We start from the raw sequence: 25,382 nt of genomic DNA, 5'->3' as shown, positions 1-25,382 counted from the left end.
CCGGGCCCGCCGACCCTCCCGACCCCGATCGAAAGGCATCTCATGCGCGTCTATCTGCCGGCCACCCTGGCGATGATCGAACGGCTGGTGGCCGAACCCGGCCGGGCCTTCGAACCGGTCGGAGGCACCGGTTTCGCGCTGACACCGGCGCTGCGCGAGGCGTATGTGGCCGGTGACGACGAGGAACTGTCGGAGGTGGCGCTCCGGGAGGCCGCCCGGGCGTCGCTGCGACTGCTGGCCGTCGACGACTCGGAGCTTCCGGTGCGCCGGGTGGTGGTGGTCGCGGACGCCGAGGCGACGCCGCGTCCGGATCTCGACGACGCGGTGGTCAGGGTCGCCGGAACGATCCCGCACGGCGACATCGTCGCCGTCCACGTCGACGGTTCAGACGCCGAGAACGCAGTGCGGGCGGCGGTCGAGGTGATCGACCGCGCCGACCTCGGCGATGAGGACGGCGAGCTGGCGGTCGGAGACGTGGAGGACCACGACCTCGGCTGGTACGCCACGCAGGAACTGCCGTTCCTCCTGGAACTTCTCTGAAGTCCCCGAAGACTTCTCCAGAGAACTTTTCAGTACCGGACGAGAACTGTCCGGAATGCTTGTGAGTCTGAATGGGCGAGGAACACCGACCCCAGGAGGACACCATGTACGCACCGGCCCGAGACGACGAACTCACCGGCCTCATCAACTACGCCGATCAACAGCTCGGAGCGCTGCGGGCCGCGGCGTTCGGACTCACGGAGGCTCAGGCCCGACAGACGCCGTGTCGCAGCGTGCTCTCGATCGGCGGACTCATCAAACACATCGAACGCGGTCTACGCGGGGCCGCAGCGCAGTTGAACGGCACCGCCGGCGAACTGGTGCTCGACGAGGCGGCGTTGGCCGAGTACATGGGGAGCTTCGCGCTCACCGACGACGAGACTGCGGCCGGGATCATCGAGCGGTTCGACGCCGCGCGCGCCGAGTTCCTCGAAGCGATGCGGAGCAGCGATCCCGACGGGGAGGCGATGGCGCCGCCCGCGCCGTGGGCGGGTGTCTACGAGTCGCGGCCGATGAAGAATCGGTACTACATGTGCCACCAGGTGGAGGAGTACGCCCGGCATGCCGGGCACGCCGACATCATCCGCGAGCAGATCGACGGAATGTCGGTGGCCGCGCTGGAGATGACGCTGGCCGGTGCGCCGGCCAATCAGTTCTTCACGCCGTACACACCGGCCCCGGGGACGCTGCTGGCCTGATCCGCGACGCGACTGACGTGCGCTCCATTCGCCCTCGGCGCCCCGAAACGCTAACCTACGGAATCGTAAGTTAGGTGTTCCGGGGCGGCCCGGAACCGGGCGGAGGAGGCGCGCGATGGCGTGGCGTGAACGATTCGAGGCACCGGCGGCCGACGTGGCGGCCAGGCACAAGCGTGCCCGGCTGCTTCGAGCGGCCTTCGCTCGCGTGACCACCCCGCTGTTGCCGGACGACTACCTGCACCTGGCCAATCCGCTGTGGTCGGCGCGGGAATTGCGCGGCAAGGTGGTCTCGGTGACCGAGGAGACCGCGGACAGCGCGACCATCGTCATCCGGCCGGGCTGGGGCTTCTCGTTCGACTACCACCCGGGCCAGTACATCGGCATCGGCGTCCTGGTCGACGGACGCTGGACGTGGCGTTCCTACTCACTGACCTCCGAGCCGGAGTCGTCGCGCGCGCAGCGGACGGTATCGATCGCGGTGAAGGCGATGCCGGAGGGATTCCTCTCGTCGCATCTGGTGAAGGGGCTGGCACCCGGCACCGTGGTGCGCCTGGCGGCGCCCGCCGGTGAATTCGTCCTGCCCGACCCGCTGCCGGAGAAGATCCTGTTCGCGACCGCGGGCAGCGGTCTGACGCCCATCATCTCGATGCTGCGCACGATGCGCCGACGCGCTCAGCGCGCCGACGTCCGGCTGATCCACTCGGTTCCCACGGAGGACGATCTGCTCTTCGGCGACGAACTCCGGCGGATGGCCGACGAGGGCCTGATCGACCTGCACCTGCAGTTCACCCGCACCGACGGCAAGGTGACGCCGGCGCAGCTGCGAGCGCTGTGTCCGGATTGGGCCGAGCGCGCCACCTGGGCCTGTGGTCCGGGCGGGTTCCTGGACATGCTCAGCGAACAGTTCGACGAAGCGGGTATTCAGGAGAATCTGCACATCGAGCGGTTCGCGCTGGAACGCGGTGCTCACGGTGCCGAGGGCGGCGTCGTCACGTTCGGCACGCCGGATCGGCAGATCGAGGTCGACGGTGCCACGACGCTTCTCGAGGCCGGCGAACAGGCGGGCGTGCTGATGCCCTTCGGCTGCCGCATGGGGATCTGCCAGAGCTGCGTCGTGATGCTCGACAAGGGGTGCGTGCGTGATCTGCGGACGGGCGTGGAGCACGTGGAGGGTGAGCGCATCCAGACCTGCGTGAGCGCCGCGGCGGGAGACTGCACGCTCGACGTGTGAATCGGTGCCTATGACGTGGACCACGTCGTCGCGGGGTGGACAGCCTACGGAACCGTAACCTACGCTTACGTAAGTTACGAAGCCGTAGGCAACGAGGAGTGGCATGGCGATCTCCGACATCCCCGAATACGCCCATCTGACCGACGCGGACGTCGAAGAACTGGGTGCGAAGCTCGACCAGATCCGCGCGGACATCGAAGCCGATCGCGGTGAACGCGACGCGCGGTACATCCGCAACACGATCGCATTCCAGCGGACGCTCGAGGCCGCCGGTCGCGCGCTGACCTTCGGTGCGCGCAATCGGGCTCTGTGGTGGGCCGGGGCGTCGGCTCTCGGAGTCGCGAAGATCGTCGAGAACATGGAGCTCGGGCACAACGTGATGCACGGGCAGTGGGATTGGATGAACGATCCCGAGGTGCATTCCACTTCGTGGGAATGGGACAACACCGGACCCAGTGCTCACTGGAAGCACACGCACAACTTCATCCATCACAAGTACACCAACGTGCTCGGCATGGACGACGATGTGGGCTACGGCCTGCTCCGCGTGACGCGCGACCAGCGCTGGCGGCCGTTCAACCTCGGCAACATCGCCTACAACACGGTCCTGGCGCTCGCTTTCCAGTACGGTGTCGCCGCGCAACATCTCGAGTTGGGACGCAAGCGCCGGACGCAGGAGGAGAAGGACCAGTTCCGGAAGGACCTGCGCGACGTGGGCGTCAAGATCGGGCGCCAGGCGGGTAAGGACTACGTGGTGTACCCGGCGCTCGTCGGGGCCGTCACCCGCTCGCGCTCCGGGGCCCGCAAGGCCTTCACCGCGAATGTGATGGCCAACGTGATCCGCAATGTGTGGTCGAACGCGGTCATCTTCTGCGGGCACTTCCCGGACGGTGCGGAGAAGTTCACCAAGCAGGACGTCGACAGCGAGACTCGCGGTGAGTGGTACCTGCGCCAGATGCTCGGAAGCGCCAACTTCCGGTCGGGCCCGGTCCTGGCCTTCATGAGCGGGAACCTCTCGTACCAGATCGAGCACCACATCTTCCCCGATCTGCCCAGCAATCGGCTCGCGGAGATCGCGGTGCGGGTGCAGGCGCTGTGCGCGGAGTACGACCTGCCGTACACGACGGGTTCGTTCCCCGTGCAGTACGCGAAGTCGTGGCGCACCATCGCCAAGCTGTCGTTGCCGAACAAGTACCTCTCGGGCACGGTGGACGACGCTCCGGAGACCGCCTCGGAGAGGCGGTTCAAGGAGTCCGAACAGGTGCGTCTGGTGTCGACGGTCGATCCCGCGACCGGACGTCGCCGGGGCCTCAAGACTGCGATCGTGAGCCTGAATGAGCGCCGGAGGAGCCGCCGCGCACCCGCGCGGGCATAATGTGATCGATGGCGATTTCAGATATCAATGAGTACGCGCACCTGACGGACGCCGATGTCGAGGCACTGGGTGCGGAACTCGATATGCTGCGCCGCGAGATCGAGTCGAGTCTGGGCGAGCAGGACCGCCGCTACCTGCGGCGGACCATCTACGCCCAGCGCGGACTCGAGGTCCTGGGCCGGCTCGCACTGCTCGGCAGCCACCGCCGGTCGCTGTGGCTGCTCGGCACCGGCGCACTGTCGGTCGCCAAGATCATCGAGAACATGGAACTCGGCCACAATGTGATGCACGGCCAGTGGGACTGGATGAACGATCCCGAGGTGCACTCCACGACGTGGGAGTGGGACATGGTCTGCGCCTCACCTCACTGGAAGCACTCCCACAACTACATCCATCACAAGTACACCAACGTGATCGGCATGGATCACGATGTGGGTTACAAGATCCTCCGGGTGACGCGCGACGAGCCGTGGGAACCCCGCCGCGCGTTCCAGCCGCTGTTCAATCTCATGCTCGCCGCCACCTTCGAGTGGGGCATCGGCCTGCACGACCTCGACCTCAAAGAGGTCATCGCCGGCCGCAAACCGATGGAGCAGGCGCGTCCGGAGATCGAATTGTTCGCGCGCAAGATCGTCCGGCAGATCGGCAAGGACTACGTCCTGTTCCCGGCGCTGTCGGGCCCCAACTTCACGCGCACGCTGACAGCGAATCTGACGGCCAATCTCATCCGGAATCTCTGGGCCTACGTGGTCATCTTCTGCGGGCACTTCCCGGACGGTGCGGAGAAGTTCACCGTCGAGACACTCGAGGACGAGACGTCCGGCCAGTGGTACCTGCGCCAGATGCTGGGTACGGCCAACTTCGAGGCCGGGCCCGCGCTGGCCTTCCTCAGCGGCAACCTCTGCTACCAGATCGAGCATCATCTGTACCCCGATCTGCCGAGCAACCGGATGGCCGAGATCTCGGTGCGGGTGCGCGAACTGTGCGAGAAGTACGACCTGCCGTACAACACCGGTTCGCTCACCATGCAGTACCTCCGTACGCTGCGGACCATCAACAAACTCGCGCTGCCGGATCGCTTCCTCATCGCGACCAGCGACGACGCGCCGGAGACCGCCTCTGAGCGCCGGTTCGACGGACTGCCGAAGCTCGGCGGCGGGCTCAAGACCGCGCTGGCGCAAGTGCGCGCCAGGCGACGGAGCCGCCGGCGCACCGAACGGCGCCGCTGATGCCGCACGGCTGGCCGCCGTCCGCGGTCAGCCCTCCGGCTGCTGAACCGGTGTCTCGTCCGCAGCGGTGGACGTCGCGGACCTGAGCAGTTCCCGCACGGCCATCGCCCGCCGATGGGAGCTGCCGGTGAGTGCGTCGAGCGCACATTCGGGATCGGCCGGCGGGCCGAGGTGGGTGCAGCCGCGCGGGCAGTCGTCGATCGCGTCGCGCAGATCGTCGAAAGCGTCGACGATCTGATCCGGCGTCACGTGCGCGAGGCCGAACGAGCGGATGCCCGGGGTGTCGACCACCCAGCCGCGCGGCGGCGCCCCGGGGGATTCTCCGGGCAGCGGCAGTGCCACCGATTGTGTCGACGTGTGACGGCCCTTGCCGACGCCGGACACTTCGCCGGTGGCCCGGTCCGCATCGGGGACGAGCCGGTTGACGAGAGTCGACTTGCCGACGCCGGAGTGTCCGATGAGGGCGGTGAGGTGACCGTCGAGGGTGTCCCACAGCGGACCGAGGTCGTCGTCGCGACCCGCCGTCACCACCGGCAGTTCGAGGTCGGCGAAGTGTGCGGCGAACTCCTCTGGCCCGGCGAGATCTGACTTGGTCAGACACAGGATCGGCGACAGTCCGCCGGCGTACGCCGCGGCCAGGGCGCGTTCGACGAAACCGGTCCGGGGCGGCGGGTCGGCCAGCGCGGTGACGATCAGCAATCGGTCGGCGTTGGCGACCACGATCCGCTCGTACGGATCGTTGTCGTCCGCGGTGCGGCGGAGCACCGTGCTGCGGTCGTCGACCCGGACGATGCGGGCGAGCGTGTCGGGGCGGCCGGAGAGGTCGCCGACGACACCCACGCGGTCGCCGACCACGATCGGCGTCCGGCCGAGTTCGCGGGCGCGCATGGTGACGAGCGGGCGGGAGGGATCGCCGTCCAGAACGCAACCCCAGCGGCCGCGATCCACCGAGACCACCATGGCCGTCTCGGCGTCGTCGTGCGCCGGACGGTTCTTGGTGCGCGGCCGACTGCCCTTGCCGGGCCGGATCCGTACGTCGGACTCGTCGTAGGTGCGGCCGCGAACCGTTCCCGCCCGGGTGCTCACGATGCGGTCCCCGCCATCGCCTCCCACATCTTCACGAAATCGGGCAGGGTCTTCGCGGTGGTCTCGACGTTCTCGACGGTGAGACCGTCGACGCGGAGGCCGATGAGGGCGCCCGCCGTGGCCATGCGGTGGTCGGCGTAACTGTGCCAGAGTGCGGGTTCCAGGTCGGCTGCCTCGCGCCCGGTGATGACGAGGCCGTCGTCGGTCTCCCGGCACTGCCCGCCGATGCGGTTGATCTCGGTGCTCAACGCGGAGAGCCGATCGGTCTCGTGGCCTCGGAGGTGGGCGATGCCGCGCAGTACGGAGGTGCCGTCGGCGAGCGCGCACAGGGCGGCGACCGTCGGAGTCAACTCGCCCACCTCGTGCAGATCCACCTCGATCGCCCTCGGGCGGCCGTTGCCGCGGACCGTGAGGAGGCCGTCGGGCGCGTGGACGACCGAAGCGCCCATCCGTTCCAGAATGCCGACGATCGCGGACCCCGGCTGGGTGGTGGTGGCGGGCCAGCGCGGCACGCTGACCCGCCCGCCGGTGGCCGGTGCGGCCGCGAGGAAGGCGGCAGCGTTCGACAGGTCCGGCTCCACTGTCCAGTCGACGGCTGTGACGGCCGTCGGCGCCACCTGCCAGCGGGTGGTCGTCGCATCGAACTCCACTCGGACGCCGGCCTTTTCGAGCATTTCCACGGTCATGTCGATGTGCGGCATGGACGGCACCGGTGCCCCGGAGTGAGTGATCGAGATGCCGGATTCGAAACGGGCGGCCGACAGCAGAAGACCGGAGACGAACTGGGACGAGGCCGATGCGTCGATGGTGACCGGTCCGCCCGGCACCCCGCCCCGGCCGTGAACGGTGAACGGCAGCCCGTCGCCGTCGATCTCGGCGCCGAGCGCACGGAGCGCGTCGAGGACGGTGCCGAGCGGTCGGCTGCGCGCCTGTTCGTCGCCGTCGAAGGTCACGTCGCCGGTCGCGAGCGCCGCCACCGCGGGCAGGAAGCGCATCACGGTCCCGGCCAGGCCGCAGTCGATGGAGCCGGCATGCAGGGGACGCGGAGTGATGTCGACGGTGGTCGGGTCGTCCGGGTGGCAGTCGACGCCGACCCCGATGGCGGCGAGTCCATCGAGCATGAGGTCGGTGTCGCGGGATCGCAGGGTGCCGGTGATGCGGGACGGGCCGGTGGCGAGCGCGGCCAGGATGAGTGCGCGATTGGTGATGGACTTGGAGCCGGGGAGGTCGACCACGGAGTCGACGGGGCGGTCAAGGAAGGGCGCGACCCAATTGCTCATGGGTTTCAGTCTCTCACGTCGTCAACCGCGCACGTCCCGGCGCAGCGGATGGTCCGCGGGGATCTCGACCACGATCAGGCGGCGCCCATCGGGATCGGCCACGGTCATCTCGATCAGGCCCCACGGTTTGGTCTCCGGTTCGGCGACGATCGGGACCTGTTCGGCGGCGAGGGCCTCCCGGGTGGCGGCGATGTCGCGGACTTGCAGCCACAGCACGTCACCGGTCTCGCCGGCGGCGGTGGCGGCCATGTGCGCGGGAATCTCGATCAGACCCGTGCCCGCGTGGAAGACGGTGCCGCCCGGGTACTCGCGGGCCACCGCCAGTCCCAGCCGGTCGCGGTAGAAGGCGGTCAGCGCCTCGGGGTCGGGTGAGATCAGCAGGGTCCGGCTCGAAAGGATCTCCATGGCTCCACCGTAGTCGTGGAGCCTACCCTGGTCGCATGCCCAAGGCCCAGTTCAGCGCCGGAATCCTGCTCTACCGCCGTCGGCCGGCGGGATTCGAGGTGCTGCTGGTGCATCCGGGCGGCCCGTTCTTCGCACGCAGGGACGACGGTGCGTGGTCGATCCCGAAGGGGCTGATCGACGAGGGCGAGGAGCCGCTCGCGGCCGCCCGCCGCGAGTTCGCCGAAGAGACCGGTCGGCCTGCGCCCGACGGCCCGGCAATCGACCTCGGCGAGACCCGACTGCGCAGCGGCAAACGCGTCGTCGGCTTCGCACTCGAGGGCGATCTCGACGCCGGCGCCATCGTGAGCAACACCTTCGAGACGGTGTGGCCGCCCAAGTCGGGCCGGGTGCAGGAGTTCCCTGAGATCGACCGTGGGGAGTGGTTCGGGGCCGACGCGGCGCGGGTCAAGCTCAACGCCGCCCAGGCGGTGTTCGTGGAGCGGTTGGCCGAGGCGCTGAGCGTATGACGTCCGCGGCGCCGGTGACGTCGATCCCGCCGTCGGTGAGACCCGGCAGCCACGGGAGCCGAATCGGTGCGCGGATCTGGCGTCCGGTCCGCAGGTCGTACTCGCCGTAGGCGGGTTCGTCTCGCCCGGATACCACGAGCACCTTGGCTCCGCTCACGAACATCCTGGTCGTCGAGTGGGCGCCGGGGAGTTGCCAGACCTTGTCCGGCGCCGCGGGTTCTCCGGACACCGGTGACCGGTACACCCCGTTGTCCGAGCCGATGAGGTACACATCGTGGTCGAGACGGGTGAAGGCCTGAACATGGCCGCGCAACGGATGATCCGGCCCGGCCAATTCGCGAGACACCGTTCGCCCGGTTTCGGGATCGATGGACACCAGTAGCGGGCCGGTGTCGTCGTCGATCGGTTTCAGCAGCGTGATGAGGTCGCGACCGTTCGGGGCGCAGACCGCCGGCAGTCGGGTGAAGACATCCGCAGGCAGGTCGACCGCGACGCTCGCGCCAGGTTCGCCGAGGCGCCGGAGCTGGACGCGTGACGAGGGGCGTCCGGTCTCGGTGGTGGCCGCGTACCAGCCGTGTTCACAGTGCGCGACCATGGCGAGCCGGCCCGGGATCTCGGATCCGAACGGCTTGCGGTGGGGATCGACGAGCACGTACCGGGTGGTGTCGAAGGTGTTCCACATGACGGCGTGCCCGGTGTCGGGGTCGGTTGCGGAGCCGACGATGCGTCGGCGGCCTCCGGGGCCGGTCACGGTCTTCTCCCCGGGCCGCAGCACCACGGCACCGCTTCCGGCGATGCCGAAGATCCCGTCGCCGAGCCGCGCCACGGTCGAGTCGTACTCGCTGCCGCCGGTGATCCGGCCGACCTCGTCGCCTTTCGCGTCGAACGCGACGATCACATTCGCGGCCGAGGTCGGGTTCGGCAGAACCACCTGACCGACGGAGATCGCCGCGATCGCGGTCGGCGGGAGTTCGCCCATGTCGGGCGGTGCCGCGGTGCACGAGGCTACGCCCGAGACCGTCGCGATCGCGACCGCGGCGAACAGGGACCGTCGTCGAAGGCGCATGCGACATTCTTAGCCTGTCGGGCAGAACGCCGCGATCAGATCCGGTTCATCAGGTCGCCCAGTCGGTCGATCGCCAGGGCGAGATCCTCTTCGGACGCCGCGTAGCTGAGCCGGACGAAGCGCTCCGCTCCGGCGTCGCCGAAGTCCTTGCCGGGGGTCAGCGCCACGTGGGCCTGCGCGAGGGCGGTCTCGCAGAACTCGCTGGACGTGAGCCCGGTGCCCGACACGTCGAGGTAGACGTAGAAGGCGCCGTCGGGCCGGACCGGCACATCGAGACCGATGCGCTCCAGCCCGTCGAGAACCAGTCGGCGACGTGCCCGGAACTGAGCGCGACGGTCCTCGGCCACTGCGAGGGTCTCGGGCTCGAAGCACGTGAGCGCGGCGACTTGAGACGGTGTCGGCGGGCAGATGTAGTAGTTCTGGGCGAGCCGCTCGGCGACGGGGATCATCGCCTCCGGCACGATGGCCCATCCGAGCCGCCAGCCCGTCATACCGAAGTACTTCGAGAAGCTGTTGATCACGATGGCGCCCGGGTCGTCGGCCGCGACACTGCGGGGCGGCCCGTCCGGCCCGTCATCGGCCAGGCCGAGGTAGATCTCGTCGACGATGCGCCACCCTCCGCGTTCGGAGACCGTTCCGCACAACTCGACCAGCTCGGTGTGCGGCAGTGACGTACCGGTGGGATTCGACGGAGTCGCCACCATCACCCCGTGCGTCTCGGGGCGCCATCGGTCTGCCACCGTTTGCGCGTCGAGCTGGAAACGCGTCGCCGGCGAGGTCTCCAGCAACCGCACTCGGCCGCCGAAGCTCTCGGCGAACCGCCGGTTGCACGGGTACGAGGGGTCGGCCACCAGCACCTCGTCACCGGGATCGATCAGGGCCGCGCAGGACAGGAGCAGCGCCGCCGAGGCACCGGTGGTGACCACGACGCGTTCCGGCGCCACTCGTGCACCGAAGTGCTCGGTGGTGAATCCGGCGATCGCCCGCCGCAGGTCGTCGAGGCCGAGAGCACCGGTGTAGGGGAGGGGCCGCCCGTCGCTGATGCGCCGGACCTCACGCAGAAACGCCGGAGGCGCTCCGAAATCGGGTTCACCGAGATTGAGCTTCACGACGTGATGCCCCTGTGCCTCGAGCGCCGCGGCGTGCTTGCCGAATTCCATCGCGTAGAACGGGGTGACGGCTTCGGCGCGGCGGGAGAACTTCATACCGTCGATGCTATGCGGCGCGGTCGGCACACCAGAATCCCCGCGCACCGGTCGGCGTCGTGCGCGCGCCGGTGCGCGGGGAGTCCGGATCGATCCTCGGGCTATCGGGGTGCGGCGCTCACTCGGGAATCCAGTTGAACTCGTCCGGGTTCGGGCCGCGGCGACGGTCGGCGTTGAGCGAATCGATGCGGGACATCTGCTCGTCGGTCAGTTCGAAGTCGAAGATGTCGCGGTTCTCGACGATCCGTGACGGGGTGGTCGACTTCGGAAAGACGATGTTGCCGAGCTGGACATGCCACCGCAGCACCACCTGCGCGACCGTCCGGCCCGTCTGCGTCGCAATCGCCTTCAACTCCGGGTCGTCGAGAACGTCGCCCTGGGCGATGGGCGACCACGCTTCGGTCTCGATGCCCTTGGACGCGTTGTACTCGCGCAGTTCGGTCTGAGAGAGGTACGGGTGGACCTCGATCTGATTCACCGCGGGCACCACCTCGGTCTCGGCGAGCAGTCGCTCGAGGTGTCCGATCTGGAAGTTCGAGACGCCGATCGCACGCGTCTGTCCGTCCTCGTAGAAGCGCTCCATGGCACGCCAGGTATCGGTGAAGTCGCCGACCGCGGGCATCGGCCAGTGGACCAGATACAGATCCATCGGGCCGATGCCCAGTGCGTCGATGCTGTGCGCGGTGGCGTCGCGAGCCGCCTCCGGATCATGCGCGTTGTTGTTGAGCTTGCTGGTCACGAAGATCTCGCCGCGGTCGAGCCCGGACTCTCGGACGGCCTCGCCCACCTCGCGCTCGTTGCCGTACATCTGGGCGGTGTCGATGTGGCGATAACCGGCTTCCAGGGCCGTCAGGACGGCCTCCTTGGTGTCGGCGGGTGCGATCTGGAAGACGCCGAACCCGAGTTGCGGAATGCGGACGTCGTTGTTGAGGGTGATCTCCGGAATCGTGTTCTCTGCCATTCAACGACCAACGCCCGCGGGCCCTCTCGGTATTCCACCGGTCCGGGAGGACCCTGAACTTTCCCTGGTATCGGCGGTCGAGGGGTGACATATCGGCCGGGAGCGACCACCGTGGAGTCATGAGTACAAACCTGGAACCCCGGAAGTCCAACAGCACGTCGGTCTGGAAGATCGTGCTGATCGTCATCGCCGTGCTGATCGCCCTGTCGATCATCGGCCCGCTGCTGAAGGCCGCGTTCTGGGTGGTCCTCATCGGGCTGGCGATCGTCGGCGCGGGAGCGCTCTTCTTCGGCGGCCGCAAGTCCTGACGCCGCCCCGTACGAACGCCCGCTACTTCGGCTCGAAGACGTACTTCCCGCGAGGGTGCGCACCGAGCAGTTCGTCGAAGGCCTCGGCCGCATCGTCGAACCCGAAGGTGCGGGCGATCTCGACAGTGATCCGTCCGGAAGCGGCGTCCTCGAGGAGCGGCTCGACTGCCGCACGGCGATGGTGGCGACTCTGCTCGCTGCTTCCGTCGACGACGACGATGCCGTCGTCGACTCTGCCCCACGCGGCCACGCTCACGATCCGGTGCGGCGCGACGAGGTCGAGGGAGACGTCGATCGCCTCGTCGGTGCCGACGGTGTCGATCACCCCGGTGACGCGCTTGCCGTCCCGAGCCTCGGTGATGGCCTCGGCCAGTCCCTCTCCGTACGCCACCGGGACCGCGCCCGACTCGCGCAGATGATCGTGGTTGCGGTCGGAGGCCGTGGCGATGACCGTGGCTCCGGCGGCCACCGCCTCGCTCACGACGATCGACCCGACCGCACCGGCGCCACCGTGAACCAACAGGACGTCGTCTCCGGTGACACCGAGGGTGGCGAGCGTGTCGACCGCGGTGACGCCGGCCAGGAGCAACGACGACGCCTCGGCGAAGCCCAGATCGGCCGGCTTGCGGTGGACGCGATCGGCGTCGGCGAGGACGTACTCGGCGAGTGCGGCCGCCGCCGGGTAGACGACCACCTCGTCGCCGGCTCGGTATCCGGACTCCGCGCCCGCGGCATGGACGACGCCCGCGACCTCGGCGCCGAGCGACAGCGGGAGCTTCTCGGGTTTGGTGCCCATGAGGCCGCGCACGAGCTTCACGTCGTACGGGTTGAGACCGGCGGCGCGCACGGCGACGACCACGTCGGCGGGGCCGGGGGAGGGGACGTCGACGTCGGTCACCGCGAGGACGTCGGCCGGGTCGCCGTAACCGGTGGCAATGATCTTCTTGGCCATGTCTGCTCCAACTCTCTTGTGTGTCAATCGGATTCGGCCCTGATCGTGCGGCCGGCCCGCCCTTCGCGCGCTTGGTGGGCGAAGGGCTCGTGCATGCGGGCCCTCGAACCCATCATGCCAACCGTGCCCCGGCCCGCAAACGATGCTCGCGGCGATCGCGGAACCTGTTCATCGGCGGCCTCGCGAGTTAACGTGTACTGCACGTCACACTAAAGAGGTTCGTGGATCGGAGACGGTGATGAGTCAGCGACGGGTCGACCACGAGGTGGTGATCGTCGGAGCGGGCTTCGGCGGCATGGGCGCGGGAATCGAGTTCAAACGGCTCGGCGTCGACGACATCGCGATTCTCGAACGGGAGGACGACCTCGGCGGCACCTGGCACGTGAACCACTATCCGGGACTGGCCGTCGACATCGCATCGGTCACCTACTCGTACTCCTTCGAACCCAACCCCTACTGGTCGCGGCTGTTCGCGCCCGGAGCCGAACTCAAGAGGTACGCCGAACACGTCGCCGACAAGTACGACCTCCGGCGCCATATGGAGTTCGGGGCGGTCGTCGAGCGCGCCGACTGGGACGAGGCGAAGGAGTGCTGGGCCGTGCGCACCGCCGACGGTACAGTCCGCACGGCCCGGTACCTGGTGACCGCGACCGGGTTCCTCTCGCAGCCGCACACCCCCGACTTCCCGGGGATCGACACCTTCGCGGGCGACATCATTCACACCACGGCGTGGCCCGACGGATACGACTTCGGCGGCAAGCGCGCCGCGGTGATCGGGACCGGTGCCACCGCGGTGCAGTTGATTCCCGAGATCGCCCGCACGGCGCGCGAACTCACTGTTTTCCAACGGACGCCCATCTGGGTGGTGCCGAAGATCGACTTTCCGATCCCGCGTCCCGTGCAGCATCTCTTCGCCCGGATCCCGTTGGCGCAGAAGGCGGCCCGCGCGGTCAACACCTCGCTGCTCGAGGCGTTGATGGTATTCGGGGTGCTGCACTACCGGCAGGCCAAGCCGGGCAATCGGCTCGCGGCGCTGCTCGCGAAGACCCACATGCGGCTGCAGGTGCGCGACGAGGCGATCAGGAGAGCGTTGACGCCGCATTACGACTTCGGTTGCAAGCGGCCGACGTTCTCCAACACGTACTTCCGCGTGTTCAACCAGCCGACCGTCCATCTCGAGACGGCCACGATCGATTCCGTCGTGCCCGGCGGAATCGTCCTGGCCGACGGACGGCGGGTCGACGTCGACACCCTGGTCCTGGCGACTGGGTTCAACCTGTGGGATGTGAACTTTCCCGCGTTCACGATCGTCGGCCGTGACGGCCGCGATCTCGGGAAGTGGTGGCGCGAGGGCAGGTTTCAGGCGTACGAGGGGATCAGTGTTCCGAAGTGCCCGAACTTCCTGACGCTGAACAGCCCGTACTCGTACAGCGGATTGTCGTACTTCACCACCATCGAAGGCCAGATGAAGCACATCGCGAGGCTGTTCGGGGAGATGCGCCGCCGCGGTGCGACTCGCTTCGAGGTCACGGAGCGGGCCAATGCCGAGTTCCTCGACCGCGCGACCCGAAACCTCGCATCGTCGGTGTTCTACGCCGGTGATTGCTCCACGTCGCGCAGCTACTACTTCAACCAGCACGGTGAGGCGACGCTCCTGCGGCCCAACGCGACCCTGACGACGCTGTACGAGCAGGCCAACTTCCCGGTCAGTGATTACGTGTACTCGTGATCTCGCGGCACCGGTGGGGGAGGGGTATCGCCTACGTCCGTCAGACCTGACCCGGCGATCATAGGGCGTCCAGAACGCTCGATGACCAAGTGGCGGCGATCGAGCAGGCCATGACCCGGGCTGAGGCCTCCGAGACACAGCCGGTGGTCGTCGTGGCGCACAGCGGAGCCAATTCTCCGGTGAGCCTTGTGCTCGATCGCCATCCCGGACTCATCGGCCGGGTGGTGTGGGTCGACAGTGGGCCGGTCGCCTCCGGCAGCGTCTTCGCACCGGATGCGTCCGACGACTCGGACGAGCTCCCCCTGCCGCCCTTCGACGTGCTCGGGCAGCAGGCCAATCTCGAGGGCCTGAGCCCCGACGCTCTCGACCGTTTTCGAGTCAGGGCAGTGCCGGAGCCCCGGTCCGGTGCTGCGCGGGCGCGTGGAACTCACCGACGACGCGCGTCTGGCGGTCCCGGCCACTCTGGTGTGCTGCTCGATTCCGGCAGCGCGGATCATGGAGTCGGCCGAAGCGGGTCACCCGATGTTCGCCGAGGTGTTGAACCTCGAGAACGTCGACTTCGTCGACCTGCCGACCGGACACTGGCCGATGTGGAGTCGTCCCGGCTACCTCGCGCGCATCCTCGCCGCGGCGGCTGCCCGACTACCGCTCAGCGCCCGTACCGCTCGCGGTACTCGTCGTGAATCGAATCGGCGCGCTGGATCCTGACCTTGTCGAGCAGCGCCGGGTCGAGGCCGTTGTTGACCAGCAGATGTCGGCGGTAGACGCGGCTGAGCGCCACCTGGAAGTACAGGAACGGGATCAGTAGCAGAACCACCATTCCCAGCTTCACCCACAGCATCCCCGGAATGAACATGAAGGCGACGAACAGGGGGATCACCGGCAGCAGCCCGCGGATCACGTAGCGACGGATATGTCCCGGACCGGTGAGGTCCTCGACGATCCAGTCCCGCATCGATCGGGGCAGCGGTCGGCCCAGCAGATAGCCGATCTTCTGCAGGAATCCGGGACGTTCAGGGCTCATGGCCACCGACTATCCCACGGTTCCGACGGGTTCGAGAAGTTCGGGACCGTCGTTTGCGACACGGTTCACCAGGCTCGACACCTCGCGGATCTCGATCGCCTCGGCCAACTCGGCGGCCGGCGGCGCCAACAGATCGGGATCCGCGCGGTGATCGGGATCGAGCCAGGCGTCCCAGAACTCCACCGGCATGATCAGCGGCATTCGGTCATGGACTTCGCGCAACGGCCCCACCGAGTCGGTGGTGATGATCGTCGTACTCGAGATCCACTGCGAATCGTCGCCGGCGGCGCGGGCCTGCGCCGGCCGCCACGCCGCCCACAGACCGCCCATGAACAGGCGGGTGCCGTCGGCGGGCGTCATGTAGAACGGGACCTTGGTCGGTTTGCCGTTCGCTCCCGGCGGACCGGGCTTCCACTCGTACCAGCCGTCCATCGGCACCAGGCACCGCTTGCCTCCCAGCGACCCGCGGAAGGCCGGTTTGTCGGCGAGGGTCTCGGCGCGTGCGTTGAACAGCAGCGGCCCCTTGCCCAGTTCCTTCGTCCACGACGGCACCAGGCCCCACCGCATCGCCCGCACGCGCCGCGCGGGGATGTCGTCGGGCCGACCGTGCTCGTGGCGTTGCACCACCGTCATCACCGTCGTGGTCGGCGCGACGTTGTACGACTCCCGTACCGTGTCCGCAGGCACCTCGTTCACCGCGTCGATCTCGGCGGCGAGTCTGGCCGGGTCGGTGGTCACTGCATAGCGTCCGCACATCCTTCAATGCTGGCACGCCGGAACAAACTGCGCGGACGGGTTGTTGACCGAGTCGATGAGCGAACGACCCGACTCGGGTGGACGGACTGAAGGAGGTGGCGCAGGCGTGGCTGCAGCAACCCTGGACCGTGGTGCGACCGTGCGTGGACGGCCGGAGGGCGCCCGCGCGGCGCGTGGATCGCTAGACTTGGTGGAGCACATTTCCGGCGAAGGGAAGTTCGTGTCATCTGACAGTCCAGCACCGGCCGAGACGCCCGAGCAGCTCACCGAGCGGTTCGAGCGGGACGCGTTGCCCCTCCTCGACCAGATGTACGGTGCCGCGCTGCGCATGACGCGCAACCCGGCCGACGCCGAAGACCTGGTGCAGGAGACCTACATCAAGGCGTTCTCGGCGTTCGCGTCGTTCCGCGAGGGCACCAATCTCAAGGCCTGGTTGTACCGGATCCTGACGAACACCTACATCAACTCCTACCGCAAGAAGCAGCGCCAGCCGGCGCAGTATCCGACCGACGAGATCACCGACTGGCAGCTCGCGGCCAACGCGGAGCACACGTCCACGGGTCTGCGTTCGGCGGAGATCGAGGCGCTCGACGCGTTGCCGGACGACGAGATCAAAGAGGCGTTGAGCAAGCTGCCGGAGGACTTCCGGATGGCCGTGTATTACGCCGACGTCGAAGGGCTCCCGTACAAGGAGATCGCCGAGATCATGGACACCCCGATCGGCACCGTCATGTCGCGTCTGCACCGCGGCCGCCGCCAGTTGCGCGATCTGCTGGCCGACGTCGCTCGGGAGCGTGGTTTCGGACGGACCAGCGAGGTGGCGAAATGAGTGGCGCCGGCGAGAGTGAATTCGAGAACCTGGACTGCTCCGCGGTCCTGGCAGACATCTGGCTTCTCCTCGACAACGAGTGCGACGCCGGTGCGCGCGAGCGACTGGAGGGCCACGTGAACGCGTGCCCGTCCTGCCTCGAGCACTACGGGGTGCAGCAGCAGCTGAAGGAGCTGATCAGCCGCAAGTGCGGCGGGGACCACGCCCCGGACGGTCTGCGCGAACGGCTCCGCGTCGAGATCCGCCGATCGGTGAGCATCCGGCAGACGACGTACCGCGTCGAGTCCGACTGACACCGCGCCAGAACAGACGAAGCGGCCCGGATCCCCTCGGGGAGCCGGGCCGCTTCGTCGTCGCTGAGTGCGACGACTCAGGCGTTGGGACGCTTGCCGTGGTTGGCTGCGTTCTTCTTACGACTGCGCTTCTTACGTCCGCGCTTACCCATGACGGACCTCCTTAGATCGTGCGGGCCGGTATGCGACGACGATTATTTCACGTCGCCGGGCGCGGACGTTAATCACGACGACAAGCGAACGCGCCGAACGGCCGCTCGGTTACCATGTCATCCATGGCGGAAGACGTGGTCAATGAAATCGTTGCGACTGTCCTCGAGGTCTCGGCGCAAGCCGGTCAGCGGGTCGACGTGGGCGACACCCTCGTGCTGCTCGAGTCGATGAAGATGGAGATCCCGGTGCTGGCCGAGGACGCCGGCGTGCTCTCCGAGGTCAAGGTCAACGTCGGCGACGTGATCCAGGCCGGCGACATCATCGCCACCTACGAGAAGGACTGACCACCGTTACGGGCCGCCGCACCGACTCGCTCTGAACCGCGCCCATGGCGACACTCACTGATCTCCTCGCCGAGCACACGACGCTTTCCGCGGCGGCCGCCGAGCACCTCCAGCGGCTGGTGGCCGAATGGCAGTTGCTGGCCGACCTCTCCTTCGCCGACTACCTCCTCGCGGTCCCCGATGAGGACGGTCGTGCGGGCGGAGAGCCCCCGAGCCTGGTCTATGTGGCTCAGGTGCGGCCGAACACGGCGTCGACGGTGTTCCCCCGGGACGAGGTGGGGCATCGGGTGGACCGGCCGGCGAGTGCCCAGGGCGCCAACCCGCTGATGGCCGCGGCGCTGCGGTCGGGGGTCATCGAGCGCGAGGGCATCGCCACCCGTTTCGGGAACGTGCTCATCGAACGCACCGCCATCCCCGTCGGTTTCGACGGCGAGGTGATCGCGGTGCTCGGCCGCGCCGGCGACGCCTCTGATCCGCGTCCGCCGTCACCGCTCGAATCCGCGTACCGCGACGCCGCCGAGGCGCTCTGCCGGATGGTCGTCGAGGGTGCCTTTCCGCTCGACGAGGCCAATACGCTCGGACTGTCGACGCCACGGGCGGGTGACGGGTTCATCCGCATCGAGGTCGACGGCTCGGTCACGTACGCCAGCCCCAATGCACTGTCGGCCGTGCACCGGATGGGCTGGACCACCGACCTCGGCGGCTCGCGCATCGCTGAGGTTCTCGCCGCCCTGCTGACGGATCCCTTCGAGTCTGCCGATGCCGAGGCGATGATCGCCGCGGCCGCCGGAACCCCCGACGGCGCCTGCCTGCCCTCACCGGATATCGCGCTGCGGATGGAACTCGACGCGCGCCGTGCCACCGTGCTGCTGCGGGCGGTGCCGCTCCGATCGGCGGGGCAGTCGCGGGGAGCGGTCCTGCTGATCCGCGACGTGACCGAAGTGCGCAGGCGCGATCTCGCGCTCATCAGCAAGGACGCGACGATCCGCGAGATCCATCATCGCGTCAAGAACAACTTGCAGAGTGTGTCGGCGCTGCTGCGCCTGCAGGCGCGCCGTTCGGGCAACCCGGAGACCACCGCGGCCCTCGGAGAAGCGGTACGGCGCGTCTCGTCGATCGCGCTGGTGCACGAGATGCTCTCCGGCAGCGTCGACGAAGAGGTGGACCTCGACACCGTGGTCGACCGACTGGGGTCGTCGCTGGTGGACGTGTGGCTGCCCGACGGCGGTACGCGCGTGACGGTGCGGCGGGAGAACCGACTCGGAGTCCTGCCCGCCGATCTGGCCATGCCCTTGGTCATGGTGCTCACCGAGGTGATCCAGAATTCGATCGAGCACGGCTTCGCTCCGGGCCAGGACGGTGCGGAGATCGTGGTCGGCGCGATCCGCGACGTGCGCGACCTGCAGGTGACGGTCACCGACAACGGGTGCGGTCTGCCGGAGGGGTTCGATCTGGCGGCTTCGGACCGGCTGGGACTGCAGATCGTCCGGACTCTGGTGTCCAACGACCTCGGCGGGCAGATCGAGATCGCACCGGTGCCGGAGACCGGCGGTACCCGGGTGCGGCTCGACATTCCCCTGCACTGAGGAGCCCCACTGAGGACCGACCTCCACTGAGAACATGGACGCGTGCAACGAAGCACGAAGGGAGCCCCCGGTCTCGGACCGGGGGCTCCCTTCGTGAACTGGGTCGCGTCAGACGGCGCTGCGGGCGCGGGTACGCGCGTTGCGGCGCTTGAGCGCGCGACGCTCGTCCTCGCTCATGCCGCCCCAGACGCCGGCGTCCTGACCGGTCTCAAGGGCCCATGCCAGGCACTCAGCGGTCACCGGGCAGCGCTGGCAGACCAGCTTCGCGTCAGCAACCTGGGCGATCGCCGGGCCCGACGTGCCGACCGGAAAGAACAGCTCCGGATCCTCGTCACGACAAATAGCCTTGTGGCGCCAGTCCATTACGTACTCCTTCTAAACCTGCGGCGTTGTCGCGCACGCATGCGTGATCGTCAAAATTCGACTTGGGCTGCAATACCGAATTCACCTGGCTTGGGGCGCAGGACGTCGCTTGGCAGGGGGTGGGTGATTGCGTCAACAACTGTTGTACTACTGTGCATCGCCGCTTGGCTATAGCTGCGCGGCGAATGCCGGATAGATCACAACAGGTTGGCAAGCGGCCCAACACGTGCTTACCGGCCAGTAGCGCAGGGGTTAACCGGCCTTCTGCGCCGCCACCACATCCAGTACTGCGCGACGGTAGCCGAACTCCATCTTGTCGTAAACGCCCAGGTAGTCGCCGTCCATCTGGACGTCGGCCGGCTCGGGTGAAGTGAATCGGACCCATTCCACATCGTCGTCGCGATACAGATGGTGAGCCCTGGGTTCGGTGCCGGCCAGGAGACGAGCGCCGAGCACCACATTCCGTGCCACGGAGACCGACGTGGCGGCGAAGATGCCGAGCCCGTGGTCGAAGTCGGTGTGTGGATTCGTCCGGATCTCCCGAGTGCCGAAGTAGGTCCACGGGCCGGTATTGCTGACGAAGCCGAACCGCACGCCGTCGATCGCGGGGCGTCCGGGGACTTCGACGGTGAACGTCGGGGGAGTGATGGAGGGTTTCACGAACGAACTGACCGTGGTCCGGAAGTAGCGACCCGCGGTCGCCTTCTTGCCCTTGTGTCGCAGTTCCTCCATCCGGCGGACGACGATCGCGTCCATGCCCATACCGGCGTTGAAGAGGAACCAGCGGTTGAGTGTGTGGCCGAGGCTGATCGAGCGGCGTTCGCCGCGGTCGAGTATCGCCATGAGTTGCGCGGTCGCGGTCAAGGGGTCACGGTCGATCCCGAGGGCCCGCGCGAAGACGTTGGCGCTTCCTCCGGGAACGACGCCCAGAGCCGGCAGGCTCGAAGGAGGGCGGGGCAAGGAGTCCGGGGAGCCGAGGATGCCGTTGGCCGCCTCGTTCACCGAGCCGTCGCCGCCGTGCACCACCACCGCGTCGTAGCCCTCGGCGGCCGCGCGCGCCCCGAGTTCTCCGGCGTGGCCGCGATGTGTGGTGTGTTCCACATCGACGTGATATCGGGAATCGAGAGTGTTGGCCAGCGCGTCACGTCCCTCAGCAGTCGTGAAGGTGGCGAACGGATTGGTGATGAGCATGACGCGCACGAGGCATCACACTATCGGGCACGAGCCCGATTCACGAGTCGGGGGTGCTCGGCCATACCCTGGAGTAGTGAGCAGTTCTGATCCCATCCGCCGAGTTTCCGGCGTCCCGAGCACCCTCCGCTGGGCGGGCTACGTGACGGCGGTCCAGGGTGCACTGGGTCTCATCGTCGCGGTGGTCCTTGTGATTCGCGAGATGGCAGGGCACCACGAGGCCGCGATCAGCGGGTACGGCACCGCCGCGTGGTTCGCGGCGATCGGCGGCGGCGTCTTCGCGGGAGGCCTCGCCCTGACTCGCGGACGGCGCTGGGGTCGCGGGGTCTCGTTGATGGCGCAGATTCTGCTGTTGCCGGTGGCCTACACCCTCATCACCGGCAGCGGACTTCCCCTCATCGGGGTGCCGGTCGCGATCGTCGCGCTGGCGGTCCTCGTGCTGCTCTTCGCGCCGGCGTCGCTCACCTGGCTGAATGCGGACGATCTGCCGCCGGACGCGTGAGCCGGACGTGTGACCCGGACGCCTGATCCCGGTGGTATGAGGGACGCCACCGTATGGTGGTGGCCATGACGCGCACCCTTGCCATCGCGAATCAGAAAGGTGGAGTGGCGAAGACCACCACCACCGCGTCGATCGGCGCCGCCCTGGCCGACGAGGACGTCTCGGTTCTCGTCGTCGATCTCGATCCCCAGGGCTGCCTCACTTTCTCGCTGGGGCACGACCCGGATCAGCTGACCAAGTCGGTGCACGACGTGCTGATCGGCGCCGAGGACATCGCCGACGTTCTGCTCGATACCGACGACAATGTGACCTTGTTGCCCGCCACCATCGACCTCGCCGGTGCCGAAGCGCTGCTGTTGATGCGGCCGGGCCGCGAATACGCGCTGAAACGGGCCTTGGCGGAGGTGGCGCAGGATTACGACGTGGTGCTCATCGACTGCCCGCCGTCGCTGGGGGTTCTGACGCTCAACGGACTCACCGCTGCCGACGAGGTGGTGGTCCCGCTGCAATGTGAGACGCTCGCGCACCGCGGCGTCGGACAGTTGCTGCGTACCGTCACTGAAGTTCAGCAGATCACCAATCCGGACCTCAAGATGCTCGGTGCGGTCGCGACCCTGTTCGATGCCCGGACCACCCACAGTCGCGACGTGCTGTCGGATGTCTCGGACCGCTATGCGCTGCCTGTGCTGGACCCGCCGATCCCGCGGACGGTCCGCTTCGCCGAGGCCTCGGCCTCCGGTGCGTCAGTGATGCGCGGGCGGAAGAACAAGGGCGCCACCGCGTACCGCGACCTCGCCGACAACCTTTGGCAGTCGTGGAATGGTGCCGACGTCCGGACGTATGAGTTGGAGATCTAGCGAGGCGCGCTGTCGGACGATCGGACCGGGAGTTCTGTCAGACCCCCTTGGTAGTGTTCGGATAGGTCAAGCAAATATGCTTTGACCAGCTGAAACGCTCGGGGGAGGTGGCGGCGATGACTGATCCGATGACCGATTCGGTCGCCACTGTCGTTGCCACCGGTGCACTGCCGGACCGGCCTGCAGAGTTGTTGGCATTGATCGATGCAGCGGCGGTCAAACTCGCCGAGACCTCCCTGTCGCCGGAGACCGAACCGGAACTGCTGGCCCACACACAGACCGCCGAACGGATCCGGCGCCGCTGGGACGGCATCTCCGCTGCGCTGCTGGTGGAGGTCTCCGACCGCAACGCTCACCGAACCGCCGGCTATCTGAATCCGCACCAATACCTCTCTCAAGGGCTGCGGCTCGGAACCCGCGAGGCGAGTCGACGGCTCCGGATGGCCGAGGCGATCGGCGAGTTCTCCAACTTCCAAGGGCAGACGCTGCCTCCCCGGAAGCCGGCGACCGCTGCTGCGGTGGCGGCCGGGACTGTCGGCGCCGAACACGCGTTAGTGATCTCCGCGGTGCTGGCGAAAGTACCGGGCTGCATCTCGCCGGAGGTCAAGGCCCGTGCGGAGGCCGAACTCGCTCAGGCTGCGGCTGGGTTGAATCCGGATGATCTGGGCAAGGTCGGTGACCGCCTGCTCGCTCACCTGGACCCGGACGGGCAGGAGAGCGATCACGTCGACCGGCAACGCCAACGCGGAATCACCATCCTCCCGCAAGACCGACAACTCATGAGCAAGGTCCGCGGCGCGATGACTCCGGAGTTGCGGGCGAAGTTCGAGGTGATCTTGACCGCCTGGGCCGCACCCGGGATGAACAATCCCGCCGACCCGGATTCGCCCACTGGAACCATTGACGCCGACGGCATTGACGCCGAGGCTTTGGCGGCGGCGCGGGGCCGGGATCTACGTAGTGCCGCTCAGCGCACGCATGATGCGTTGCTGGCGTTGTGTGATTACGTTCTCGCCCACGGTGGACTCGGTGCACCGAACCGGATACCGACCGAACTCGTCATCACCGTCACCGACCAGGAACTCGCCGCCCACGCCGGAATCGCCCTGACCGCCACCGGCACCCGCATCCCGATCGGCGAACTCGTGCGGCTGGCTGCCGACGCCGTCCCGCACTTGGCCGTCTTCCGGAATCACACCAGCGAAGTGCTCTACCAGGGCCGTGGGGCTCGGTTTGCTAGTAGAGCGCAGCGGTTGGCGTTGTTCGCCCGCGACCGCGGCTGCACCGCTCCCGGCTGCGATCGCCCCTTCGCGCAGACTCAGGCCCATCACGCACCGGACTGGATCACCCCGGGAGGGCGCACCGACGTCGACGCCCTCGGCGCCGCGTGCGGACGCCACAACCGCGCCGTCGGCACCAAACGCGGCCAATGGGAAACCACCATCCTCACCGACGGACCCCACACCGGACGGATGGCCTGGCGACCGGCCACCACCGATCACCCCTGGCGACTCAACCCCATCCACCACGCCGGACAACCGAAGAATCTGCACCCGCCGGACTCAAATGGGAGACGGTCGTCGCGCCCCGCAATTCGCAGTGCAGAGGACAGCGGCCCTGTCACACTCAGCGCAATGCGACGACCTGCGTGCCCCGCTGCTCGAGGATCGTATCGCCGAGCACGCGCAGCGCCACCGGTCCGACCACCTGACCGCGATCCACCGGAATGCTGAACTCCTCGTGGCCGTCGAACACGCGGCGCACGCTGATGGCCCCGGGCATCGGCACCAGCAGTTGCCCCGCCATCACCGCCCCGGGTCCGATGGCATCTGTCACCTGGAACATCGGGTTTCCATTCGAGGCGTCCAGTACCACGGTGGCCTTGCCGGTCCAGAACGAGACGACACCCTGATCGATGATCGGATCGCTCCGCTCGGGAACCTGGGCGTCACCGGCCACCGGGTGTTCGCTTCGGCTCTCGGCTTGCGGTGTGAACAGGCGCAGACGCGGTCCCTGCGGGGCGCCGACGGAACCGGACGGGTCGGCGCCGCCGTCGTAGACCACGATCGTGGAATCGGTCGCCGCCACCACTCGGGGAGCGGGACCCGCAGCCGATGTGGTGATCAGGGTCGAACCCCACTGGCGGATCTTCTCGTCGCTGGTCAGATTCGAACTGAGCACCGTCAGCCGGTAGCCGGGATCGTCATCGCATCGCTCCACGATCGCCACCCGATCCGCACCGGAGACCGCAGAGTACAGCCGGCAATGGGTGCGGTCGGGCGCCACGTCGGGGTTCACCGGTGCCGTGACACGCCCGTACTCGATGCCGCGCACCAGATTCGAACCCCACGTCTCGAGGCGCGTCGGGCCGTACAGGAGGGCGTAGCCGGTATCGATGGAGAGGTGGACGGTGTCGTCGGCGTCACTGGTGCGGGCGGCGTGACGAGCACCGTCGGAACCTCGCAACGATGTGACCTCGCTGCAACCCCGGCTGTTCCGGTACACCGCGAGCACGTCGTTGTCGCCGCCGGTCCATCCCGTGGCCGCCGCGCACAGCGGCAGATTCCGCCGGTAGCTCCAGAGGTCGCTTCCGTCGCTCAGCCGATGCGCGACCACCGTGCCGCCGGACGCGGTCACCAGGGAGTCGCGGGTGATCTGCGGGACAGTGGTGACGTCCGACTGCGCGGACCAACGGACCGAGACCTCGCGCGGAACGTTCTCAGCCGGCAGCTGGACCGGAGCGGGTGTCGTCGCGGTCACCGACTCGGTATGGCGGGCGGGGCTGGTCCACCAGACGGCGACACCCGCCGCGACCACGATCGCCGCGATCAACGCGGTCACGATGAGGTCGGTGCGGGTGCGCCGTTCGGGTTTGATCCGTCCCATTCTCGCGAGGGTATGCGAAAAGCGTCC

The 25,382-nt window shown here is 68.0% G+C and carries 29 protein-coding genes; 16 read left to right on the top strand and 13 right to left on the bottom strand.

The window, feature by feature from the left end; translation table 11 throughout:
• Window positions 1-42 precede the first annotated feature (42 nt).
• The 5 genes from P5P27_RS14725 to P5P27_RS14705 all read left to right on the top strand — a co-directional run bounded on the left by P5P27_RS14725 (window position 43) and on the right by P5P27_RS14705 (window position 5,073).
• Window positions 43-540, top strand: a complete 498-nt coding sequence (locus tag P5P27_RS14725) for a DUF6912 family protein (protein ID WP_006895554.1) — start codon at window positions 43-45, stop codon at window positions 538-540.
• A 104-nt stretch (window positions 541-644) separates the two neighbouring features.
• Window positions 645-1,238 (top strand): mycothiol transferase, encoded by a 594-nt coding sequence (locus P5P27_RS14720; protein WP_039867081.1) that lies wholly within the window; start codon window positions 645-647, stop codon window positions 1,236-1,238.
• A gap of 115 nt (window positions 1,239-1,353) precedes the next feature.
• Window positions 1,354-2,469, top strand: coding sequence for a ferredoxin reductase (locus P5P27_RS14715; RefSeq protein WP_278124693.1), 1,116 nt, complete (start codon window positions 1,354-1,356; stop codon window positions 2,467-2,469).
• A gap of 103 nt (window positions 2,470-2,572) precedes the next feature.
• Window positions 2,573-3,844 carry a fatty acid desaturase family protein gene (locus P5P27_RS14710; protein WP_006895551.1) on the top strand — a complete coding sequence of 424 codons (1,272 nt, stop codon included), beginning with the start codon at window positions 2,573-2,575 and terminating at the stop codon, window positions 3,842-3,844.
• An 8-nt stretch (window positions 3,845-3,852) separates the two neighbouring features.
• Complete coding sequence (locus P5P27_RS14705) at window positions 3,853-5,073, top strand: fatty acid desaturase family protein (RefSeq protein ID WP_006895550.1); 1,221 nt, start codon at window positions 3,853-3,855, stop codon at window positions 5,071-5,073.
• Window positions 5,074-5,100: 27 nt separating this feature from the next.
• Here P5P27_RS14705 and rsgA read toward each other — a convergent pair whose 3' ends face one another.
• From rsgA to P5P27_RS14690, 3 genes are read right to left on the bottom strand one after another with little or no spacing between them, the layout of a single operon-like run.
• The gene (gene rsgA / locus P5P27_RS14700) at window positions 5,101-6,159 is read right to left on the bottom strand and encodes a ribosome small subunit-dependent GTPase A (RefSeq protein WP_278124689.1); all 1,059 of its coding nucleotides are present in this window, start codon (window positions 6,157-6,159) and stop codon (window positions 5,101-5,103) included.
• Entirely contained in the window at window positions 6,156-7,439 is a 1,284-nt protein-coding gene (gene aroA / locus P5P27_RS14695; protein WP_278124687.1) for a 3-phosphoshikimate 1-carboxyvinyltransferase, read from the bottom strand. Before aroA ends, rsgA begins: the two co-directional genes overlap by 4 nt.
• A 21-nt stretch (window positions 7,440-7,460) precedes the next feature.
• Window positions 7,461-7,844, bottom strand: a complete 384-nt coding sequence (locus P5P27_RS14690; RefSeq protein WP_278124685.1) for a VOC family protein — start codon at window positions 7,842-7,844, stop codon at window positions 7,461-7,463.
• A gap of 35 nt (window positions 7,845-7,879) precedes the next feature.
• On the opposite strand from P5P27_RS14690, the gene P5P27_RS14685 reads away from it, so the two are divergent.
• Window positions 7,880-8,350, top strand: a complete 471-nt coding sequence (locus P5P27_RS14685; RefSeq protein WP_278124683.1) for an NUDIX hydrolase — start codon at window positions 7,880-7,882, stop codon at window positions 8,348-8,350.
• On the opposite strand, the gene P5P27_RS14680 is transcribed toward P5P27_RS14685, so the two are convergent.
• The 3 genes from P5P27_RS14680 to P5P27_RS14670 all read right to left on the bottom strand — a co-directional run bounded on the left by P5P27_RS14680 (window position 8,295) and on the right by P5P27_RS14670 (window position 11,582).
• Window positions 8,295-9,416: a hypothetical protein gene (locus tag P5P27_RS14680; protein ID WP_278124681.1), complete on the bottom strand. Its 1,122-nt coding sequence runs from the start codon at window positions 9,414-9,416 to the stop codon at window positions 8,295-8,297. The genes P5P27_RS14685 and P5P27_RS14680 overlap by 56 nt on opposite strands.
• Before the next feature lie 35 nt (window positions 9,417-9,451).
• A complete protein-coding gene (locus tag P5P27_RS14675; RefSeq protein ID WP_278124679.1) occupies window positions 9,452-10,621 on the bottom strand; it encodes an aminotransferase class I/II-fold pyridoxal phosphate-dependent enzyme in 1,170 nt (389 codons plus the stop codon).
• A 118-nt stretch (window positions 10,622-10,739) separates the two neighbouring features.
• On the bottom strand, window positions 10,740-11,582 hold the full coding sequence (locus P5P27_RS14670) for an aldo/keto reductase (protein ID WP_278124677.1): 843 nt from the start codon (window positions 11,580-11,582) through the stop codon (window positions 10,740-10,742).
• Window positions 11,583-11,701: 119 nt separating this feature from the next.
• Here P5P27_RS14670 and P5P27_RS14665 point away from each other — a divergent pair, with 119 nt between their 5' ends.
• The gene (locus tag P5P27_RS14665) at window positions 11,702-11,890 is read left to right on the top strand and encodes a hypothetical protein (protein ID WP_039867048.1); all 189 of its coding nucleotides are present in this window, start codon (window positions 11,702-11,704) and stop codon (window positions 11,888-11,890) included.
• A 22-nt stretch (window positions 11,891-11,912) separates the two neighbouring features.
• On the opposite strand, the gene P5P27_RS14660 is transcribed toward P5P27_RS14665, so the two are convergent.
• Window positions 11,913-12,842: a quinone oxidoreductase family protein gene (locus tag P5P27_RS14660; protein WP_278124674.1), complete on the bottom strand. Its 930-nt coding sequence runs from the start codon at window positions 12,840-12,842 to the stop codon at window positions 11,913-11,915.
• Window positions 12,843-13,080: 238 nt separating this feature from the next.
• Here P5P27_RS14660 and P5P27_RS14655 point away from each other — a divergent pair, with 238 nt between their 5' ends.
• Together P5P27_RS14655 and P5P27_RS14650 are read left to right on the top strand one after the other, a co-directional pair.
• On the top strand, window positions 13,081-14,571 hold the full coding sequence (locus P5P27_RS14655) for a flavin-containing monooxygenase (RefSeq protein WP_278124671.1): 1,491 nt from the start codon (window positions 13,081-13,083) through the stop codon (window positions 14,569-14,571).
• Window positions 14,572-14,976: 405 nt separating this feature from the next.
• A complete protein-coding gene (locus P5P27_RS14650) occupies window positions 14,977-15,279 on the top strand; it encodes a hypothetical protein (protein ID WP_006895540.1) in 303 nt (100 codons plus the stop codon).
• On the opposite strand, the gene P5P27_RS14645 is transcribed toward P5P27_RS14650, so the two are convergent.
• Complete coding sequence (locus tag P5P27_RS14645) at window positions 15,221-15,595, bottom strand: DUF5313 family protein (protein ID WP_006895539.1); 375 nt, start codon at window positions 15,593-15,595, stop codon at window positions 15,221-15,223. The two genes, P5P27_RS14650 and P5P27_RS14645, sit on opposite strands and share 59 nt — an antisense overlap.
• 9 nt (window positions 15,596-15,604) lie before the next feature.
• Window positions 15,605-16,351, bottom strand: a complete 747-nt coding sequence (locus P5P27_RS14640) for an SOS response-associated peptidase (protein WP_006895538.1) — start codon at window positions 16,349-16,351, stop codon at window positions 15,605-15,607.
• Window positions 16,352-16,406: 55 nt separating this feature from the next.
• On the opposite strand from P5P27_RS14640, the gene P5P27_RS14635 reads away from it, so the two are divergent.
• Window positions 16,407-17,180, top strand: coding sequence for a sigma-70 family RNA polymerase sigma factor (locus P5P27_RS14635; RefSeq protein ID WP_411815630.1), 774 nt, complete (start codon window positions 16,407-16,409; stop codon window positions 17,178-17,180).
• Window positions 17,177-17,473 carry a mycothiol system anti-sigma-R factor gene (rsrA, locus tag P5P27_RS14630; protein ID WP_045537950.1) on the top strand — a complete coding sequence of 99 codons (297 nt, stop codon included), beginning with the start codon at window positions 17,177-17,179 and terminating at the stop codon, window positions 17,471-17,473. The genes P5P27_RS14635 and rsrA overlap by 4 nt, the downstream gene beginning before the upstream one ends.
• Before the next feature lie 77 nt (window positions 17,474-17,550).
• On the opposite strand, the gene P5P27_RS20820 is transcribed toward rsrA, so the two are convergent.
• Window positions 17,551-17,625: a 50S ribosomal protein bL37 gene (locus tag P5P27_RS20820; RefSeq protein WP_371865352.1), complete on the bottom strand. Its 75-nt coding sequence runs from the start codon at window positions 17,623-17,625 to the stop codon at window positions 17,551-17,553.
• 123 nt (window positions 17,626-17,748) lie between these two features.
• Between P5P27_RS20820 and P5P27_RS14625 the strand changes: the two genes are divergently transcribed.
• Window positions 17,749-17,970 carry a biotin/lipoyl-binding carrier protein gene (locus tag P5P27_RS14625; protein ID WP_006895535.1) on the top strand — a complete coding sequence of 74 codons (222 nt, stop codon included), beginning with the start codon at window positions 17,749-17,751 and terminating at the stop codon, window positions 17,968-17,970.
• Window positions 17,971-18,014: 44 nt separating this feature from the next.
• Complete coding sequence (locus P5P27_RS14620; RefSeq protein WP_006895534.1) at window positions 18,015-19,556, top strand: sensor histidine kinase; 1,542 nt, start codon at window positions 18,015-18,017, stop codon at window positions 19,554-19,556.
• Between the two features lie 108 nt (window positions 19,557-19,664).
• Here P5P27_RS14620 and P5P27_RS14615 read toward each other — a convergent pair whose 3' ends face one another.
• Complete coding sequence (locus P5P27_RS14615) at window positions 19,665-19,919, bottom strand: WhiB family transcriptional regulator (protein ID WP_006895533.1); 255 nt, start codon at window positions 19,917-19,919, stop codon at window positions 19,665-19,667.
• Between the two features lie 252 nt (window positions 19,920-20,171).
• Window positions 20,172-21,119, bottom strand: coding sequence for a diacylglycerol/lipid kinase family protein (locus tag P5P27_RS14610; protein WP_278124664.1), 948 nt, complete (start codon window positions 21,117-21,119; stop codon window positions 20,172-20,174).
• Window positions 21,120-21,186: 67 nt separating this feature from the next.
• Between P5P27_RS14610 and P5P27_RS14605 the strand changes: the two genes are divergently transcribed.
• The 3 genes from P5P27_RS14605 (at window position 21,187) to P5P27_RS14595 (ending at window position 24,202) form a co-directional block, all read left to right on the top strand.
• Window positions 21,187-21,612 (top strand): hypothetical protein, encoded by a 426-nt coding sequence (locus tag P5P27_RS14605; protein WP_278124662.1) that lies wholly within the window; start codon window positions 21,187-21,189, stop codon window positions 21,610-21,612.
• A gap of 65 nt (window positions 21,613-21,677) precedes the next feature.
• Window positions 21,678-22,469: a ParA family protein gene (locus P5P27_RS14600; protein WP_039867080.1), complete on the top strand. Its 792-nt coding sequence runs from the start codon at window positions 21,678-21,680 to the stop codon at window positions 22,467-22,469.
• Between the two features lie 116 nt (window positions 22,470-22,585).
• A complete protein-coding gene (locus P5P27_RS14595) occupies window positions 22,586-24,202 on the top strand; it encodes an HNH endonuclease signature motif containing protein (RefSeq protein ID WP_278124658.1) in 1,617 nt (538 codons plus the stop codon).
• Here the strand turns inward: P5P27_RS14595 and P5P27_RS14590 are convergent.
• Complete coding sequence (locus tag P5P27_RS14590; RefSeq protein ID WP_278124657.1) at window positions 24,096-25,355, bottom strand: Rv3212 family protein; 1,260 nt, start codon at window positions 25,353-25,355, stop codon at window positions 24,096-24,098. The two genes, P5P27_RS14595 and P5P27_RS14590, sit on opposite strands and share 107 nt — an antisense overlap.
• Window positions 25,356-25,382: the final 27 nt, after the last annotated feature.

It is taken from the genome of Gordonia sihwensis, assembly GCF_029632925.1.
GTDB lineage: Bacteria > Actinomycetota > Actinomycetes > Mycobacteriales > Mycobacteriaceae > Gordonia > Gordonia sihwensis.
The sequence above is the reverse complement of the archived record's forward strand: the minus strand, read 5'-3'. Positions and strand labels throughout refer to the sequence as shown.

Excerpts from the sequence above, each read along its gene's own strand:
- P5P27_RS14725 (WP_006895554.1), top strand. The coding sequence starts at position 43 with ATGCGCGTCTATCTGCCGGCCACCCTGGCGATGATCGAACGGCTGGTG.
- P5P27_RS14720 (WP_039867081.1), top strand. The coding sequence starts at position 645 with ATGTACGCACCGGCCCGAGACGACGAACTCACCGGCCTCATCAACTAC.
- P5P27_RS14715 (WP_278124693.1), top strand. The coding sequence starts at position 1,354 with ATGGCGTGGCGTGAACGATTCGAGGCACCGGCGGCCGACGTGGCGGCC.
- P5P27_RS14710 (WP_006895551.1), top strand. The coding sequence starts at position 2,573 with ATGGCGATCTCCGACATCCCCGAATACGCCCATCTGACCGACGCGGAC.
- P5P27_RS14705 (WP_006895550.1), top strand. The coding sequence starts at position 3,853 with ATGGCGATTTCAGATATCAATGAGTACGCGCACCTGACGGACGCCGAT.
- aroA (WP_278124687.1), bottom strand. The coding sequence starts at position 7,439 with ATGAGCAATTGGGTCGCGCCCTTCCTTGACCGCCCCGTCGACTCCGTG.
- P5P27_RS14690 (WP_278124685.1), bottom strand. The coding sequence starts at position 7,844 with ATGGAGATCCTTTCGAGCCGGACCCTGCTGATCTCACCCGACCCCGAG.
- P5P27_RS14685 (WP_278124683.1), top strand. The coding sequence starts at position 7,880 with ATGCCCAAGGCCCAGTTCAGCGCCGGAATCCTGCTCTACCGCCGTCGG.
- P5P27_RS14680 (WP_278124681.1), bottom strand. The coding sequence starts at position 9,416 with ATGCGCCTTCGACGACGGTCCCTGTTCGCCGCGGTCGCGATCGCGACG.
- P5P27_RS14675 (WP_278124679.1), bottom strand. The coding sequence starts at position 10,621 with ATGAAGTTCTCCCGCCGCGCCGAAGCCGTCACCCCGTTCTACGCGATG.
- P5P27_RS14670 (WP_278124677.1), bottom strand. The coding sequence starts at position 11,582 with ATGGCAGAGAACACGATTCCGGAGATCACCCTCAACAACGACGTCCGC.
- P5P27_RS14665 (WP_039867048.1), top strand. The coding sequence starts at position 11,702 with ATGAGTACAAACCTGGAACCCCGGAAGTCCAACAGCACGTCGGTCTGG.
- P5P27_RS14660 (WP_278124674.1), bottom strand. The coding sequence starts at position 12,842 with ATGGCCAAGAAGATCATTGCCACCGGTTACGGCGACCCGGCCGACGTC.
- P5P27_RS14655 (WP_278124671.1), top strand. The coding sequence starts at position 13,081 with ATGAGTCAGCGACGGGTCGACCACGAGGTGGTGATCGTCGGAGCGGGC.
- P5P27_RS14645 (WP_006895539.1), bottom strand. The coding sequence starts at position 15,595 with ATGAGCCCTGAACGTCCCGGATTCCTGCAGAAGATCGGCTATCTGCTG.
- P5P27_RS14640 (WP_006895538.1), bottom strand. The coding sequence starts at position 16,351 with ATGTGCGGACGCTATGCAGTGACCACCGACCCGGCCAGACTCGCCGCC.
- P5P27_RS14635 (WP_411815630.1), top strand. The coding sequence starts at position 16,407 with ATGAGCGAACGACCCGACTCGGGTGGACGGACTGAAGGAGGTGGCGCA.
- rsrA (WP_045537950.1), top strand. The coding sequence starts at position 17,177 with ATGAGTGGCGCCGGCGAGAGTGAATTCGAGAACCTGGACTGCTCCGCG.
- P5P27_RS14625 (WP_006895535.1), top strand. The coding sequence starts at position 17,749 with ATGGCGGAAGACGTGGTCAATGAAATCGTTGCGACTGTCCTCGAGGTC.
- P5P27_RS14620 (WP_006895534.1), top strand. The coding sequence starts at position 18,015 with ATGGCGACACTCACTGATCTCCTCGCCGAGCACACGACGCTTTCCGCG.
- P5P27_RS14615 (WP_006895533.1), bottom strand. The coding sequence starts at position 19,919 with ATGGACTGGCGCCACAAGGCTATTTGTCGTGACGAGGATCCGGAGCTG.
- P5P27_RS14600 (WP_039867080.1), top strand. The coding sequence starts at position 21,678 with ATGACGCGCACCCTTGCCATCGCGAATCAGAAAGGTGGAGTGGCGAAG.
- P5P27_RS14595 (WP_278124658.1), top strand. The coding sequence starts at position 22,586 with ATGACTGATCCGATGACCGATTCGGTCGCCACTGTCGTTGCCACCGGT.
- P5P27_RS14590 (WP_278124657.1), bottom strand. The coding sequence starts at position 25,355 with ATGGGACGGATCAAACCCGAACGGCGCACCCGCACCGACCTCATCGTG.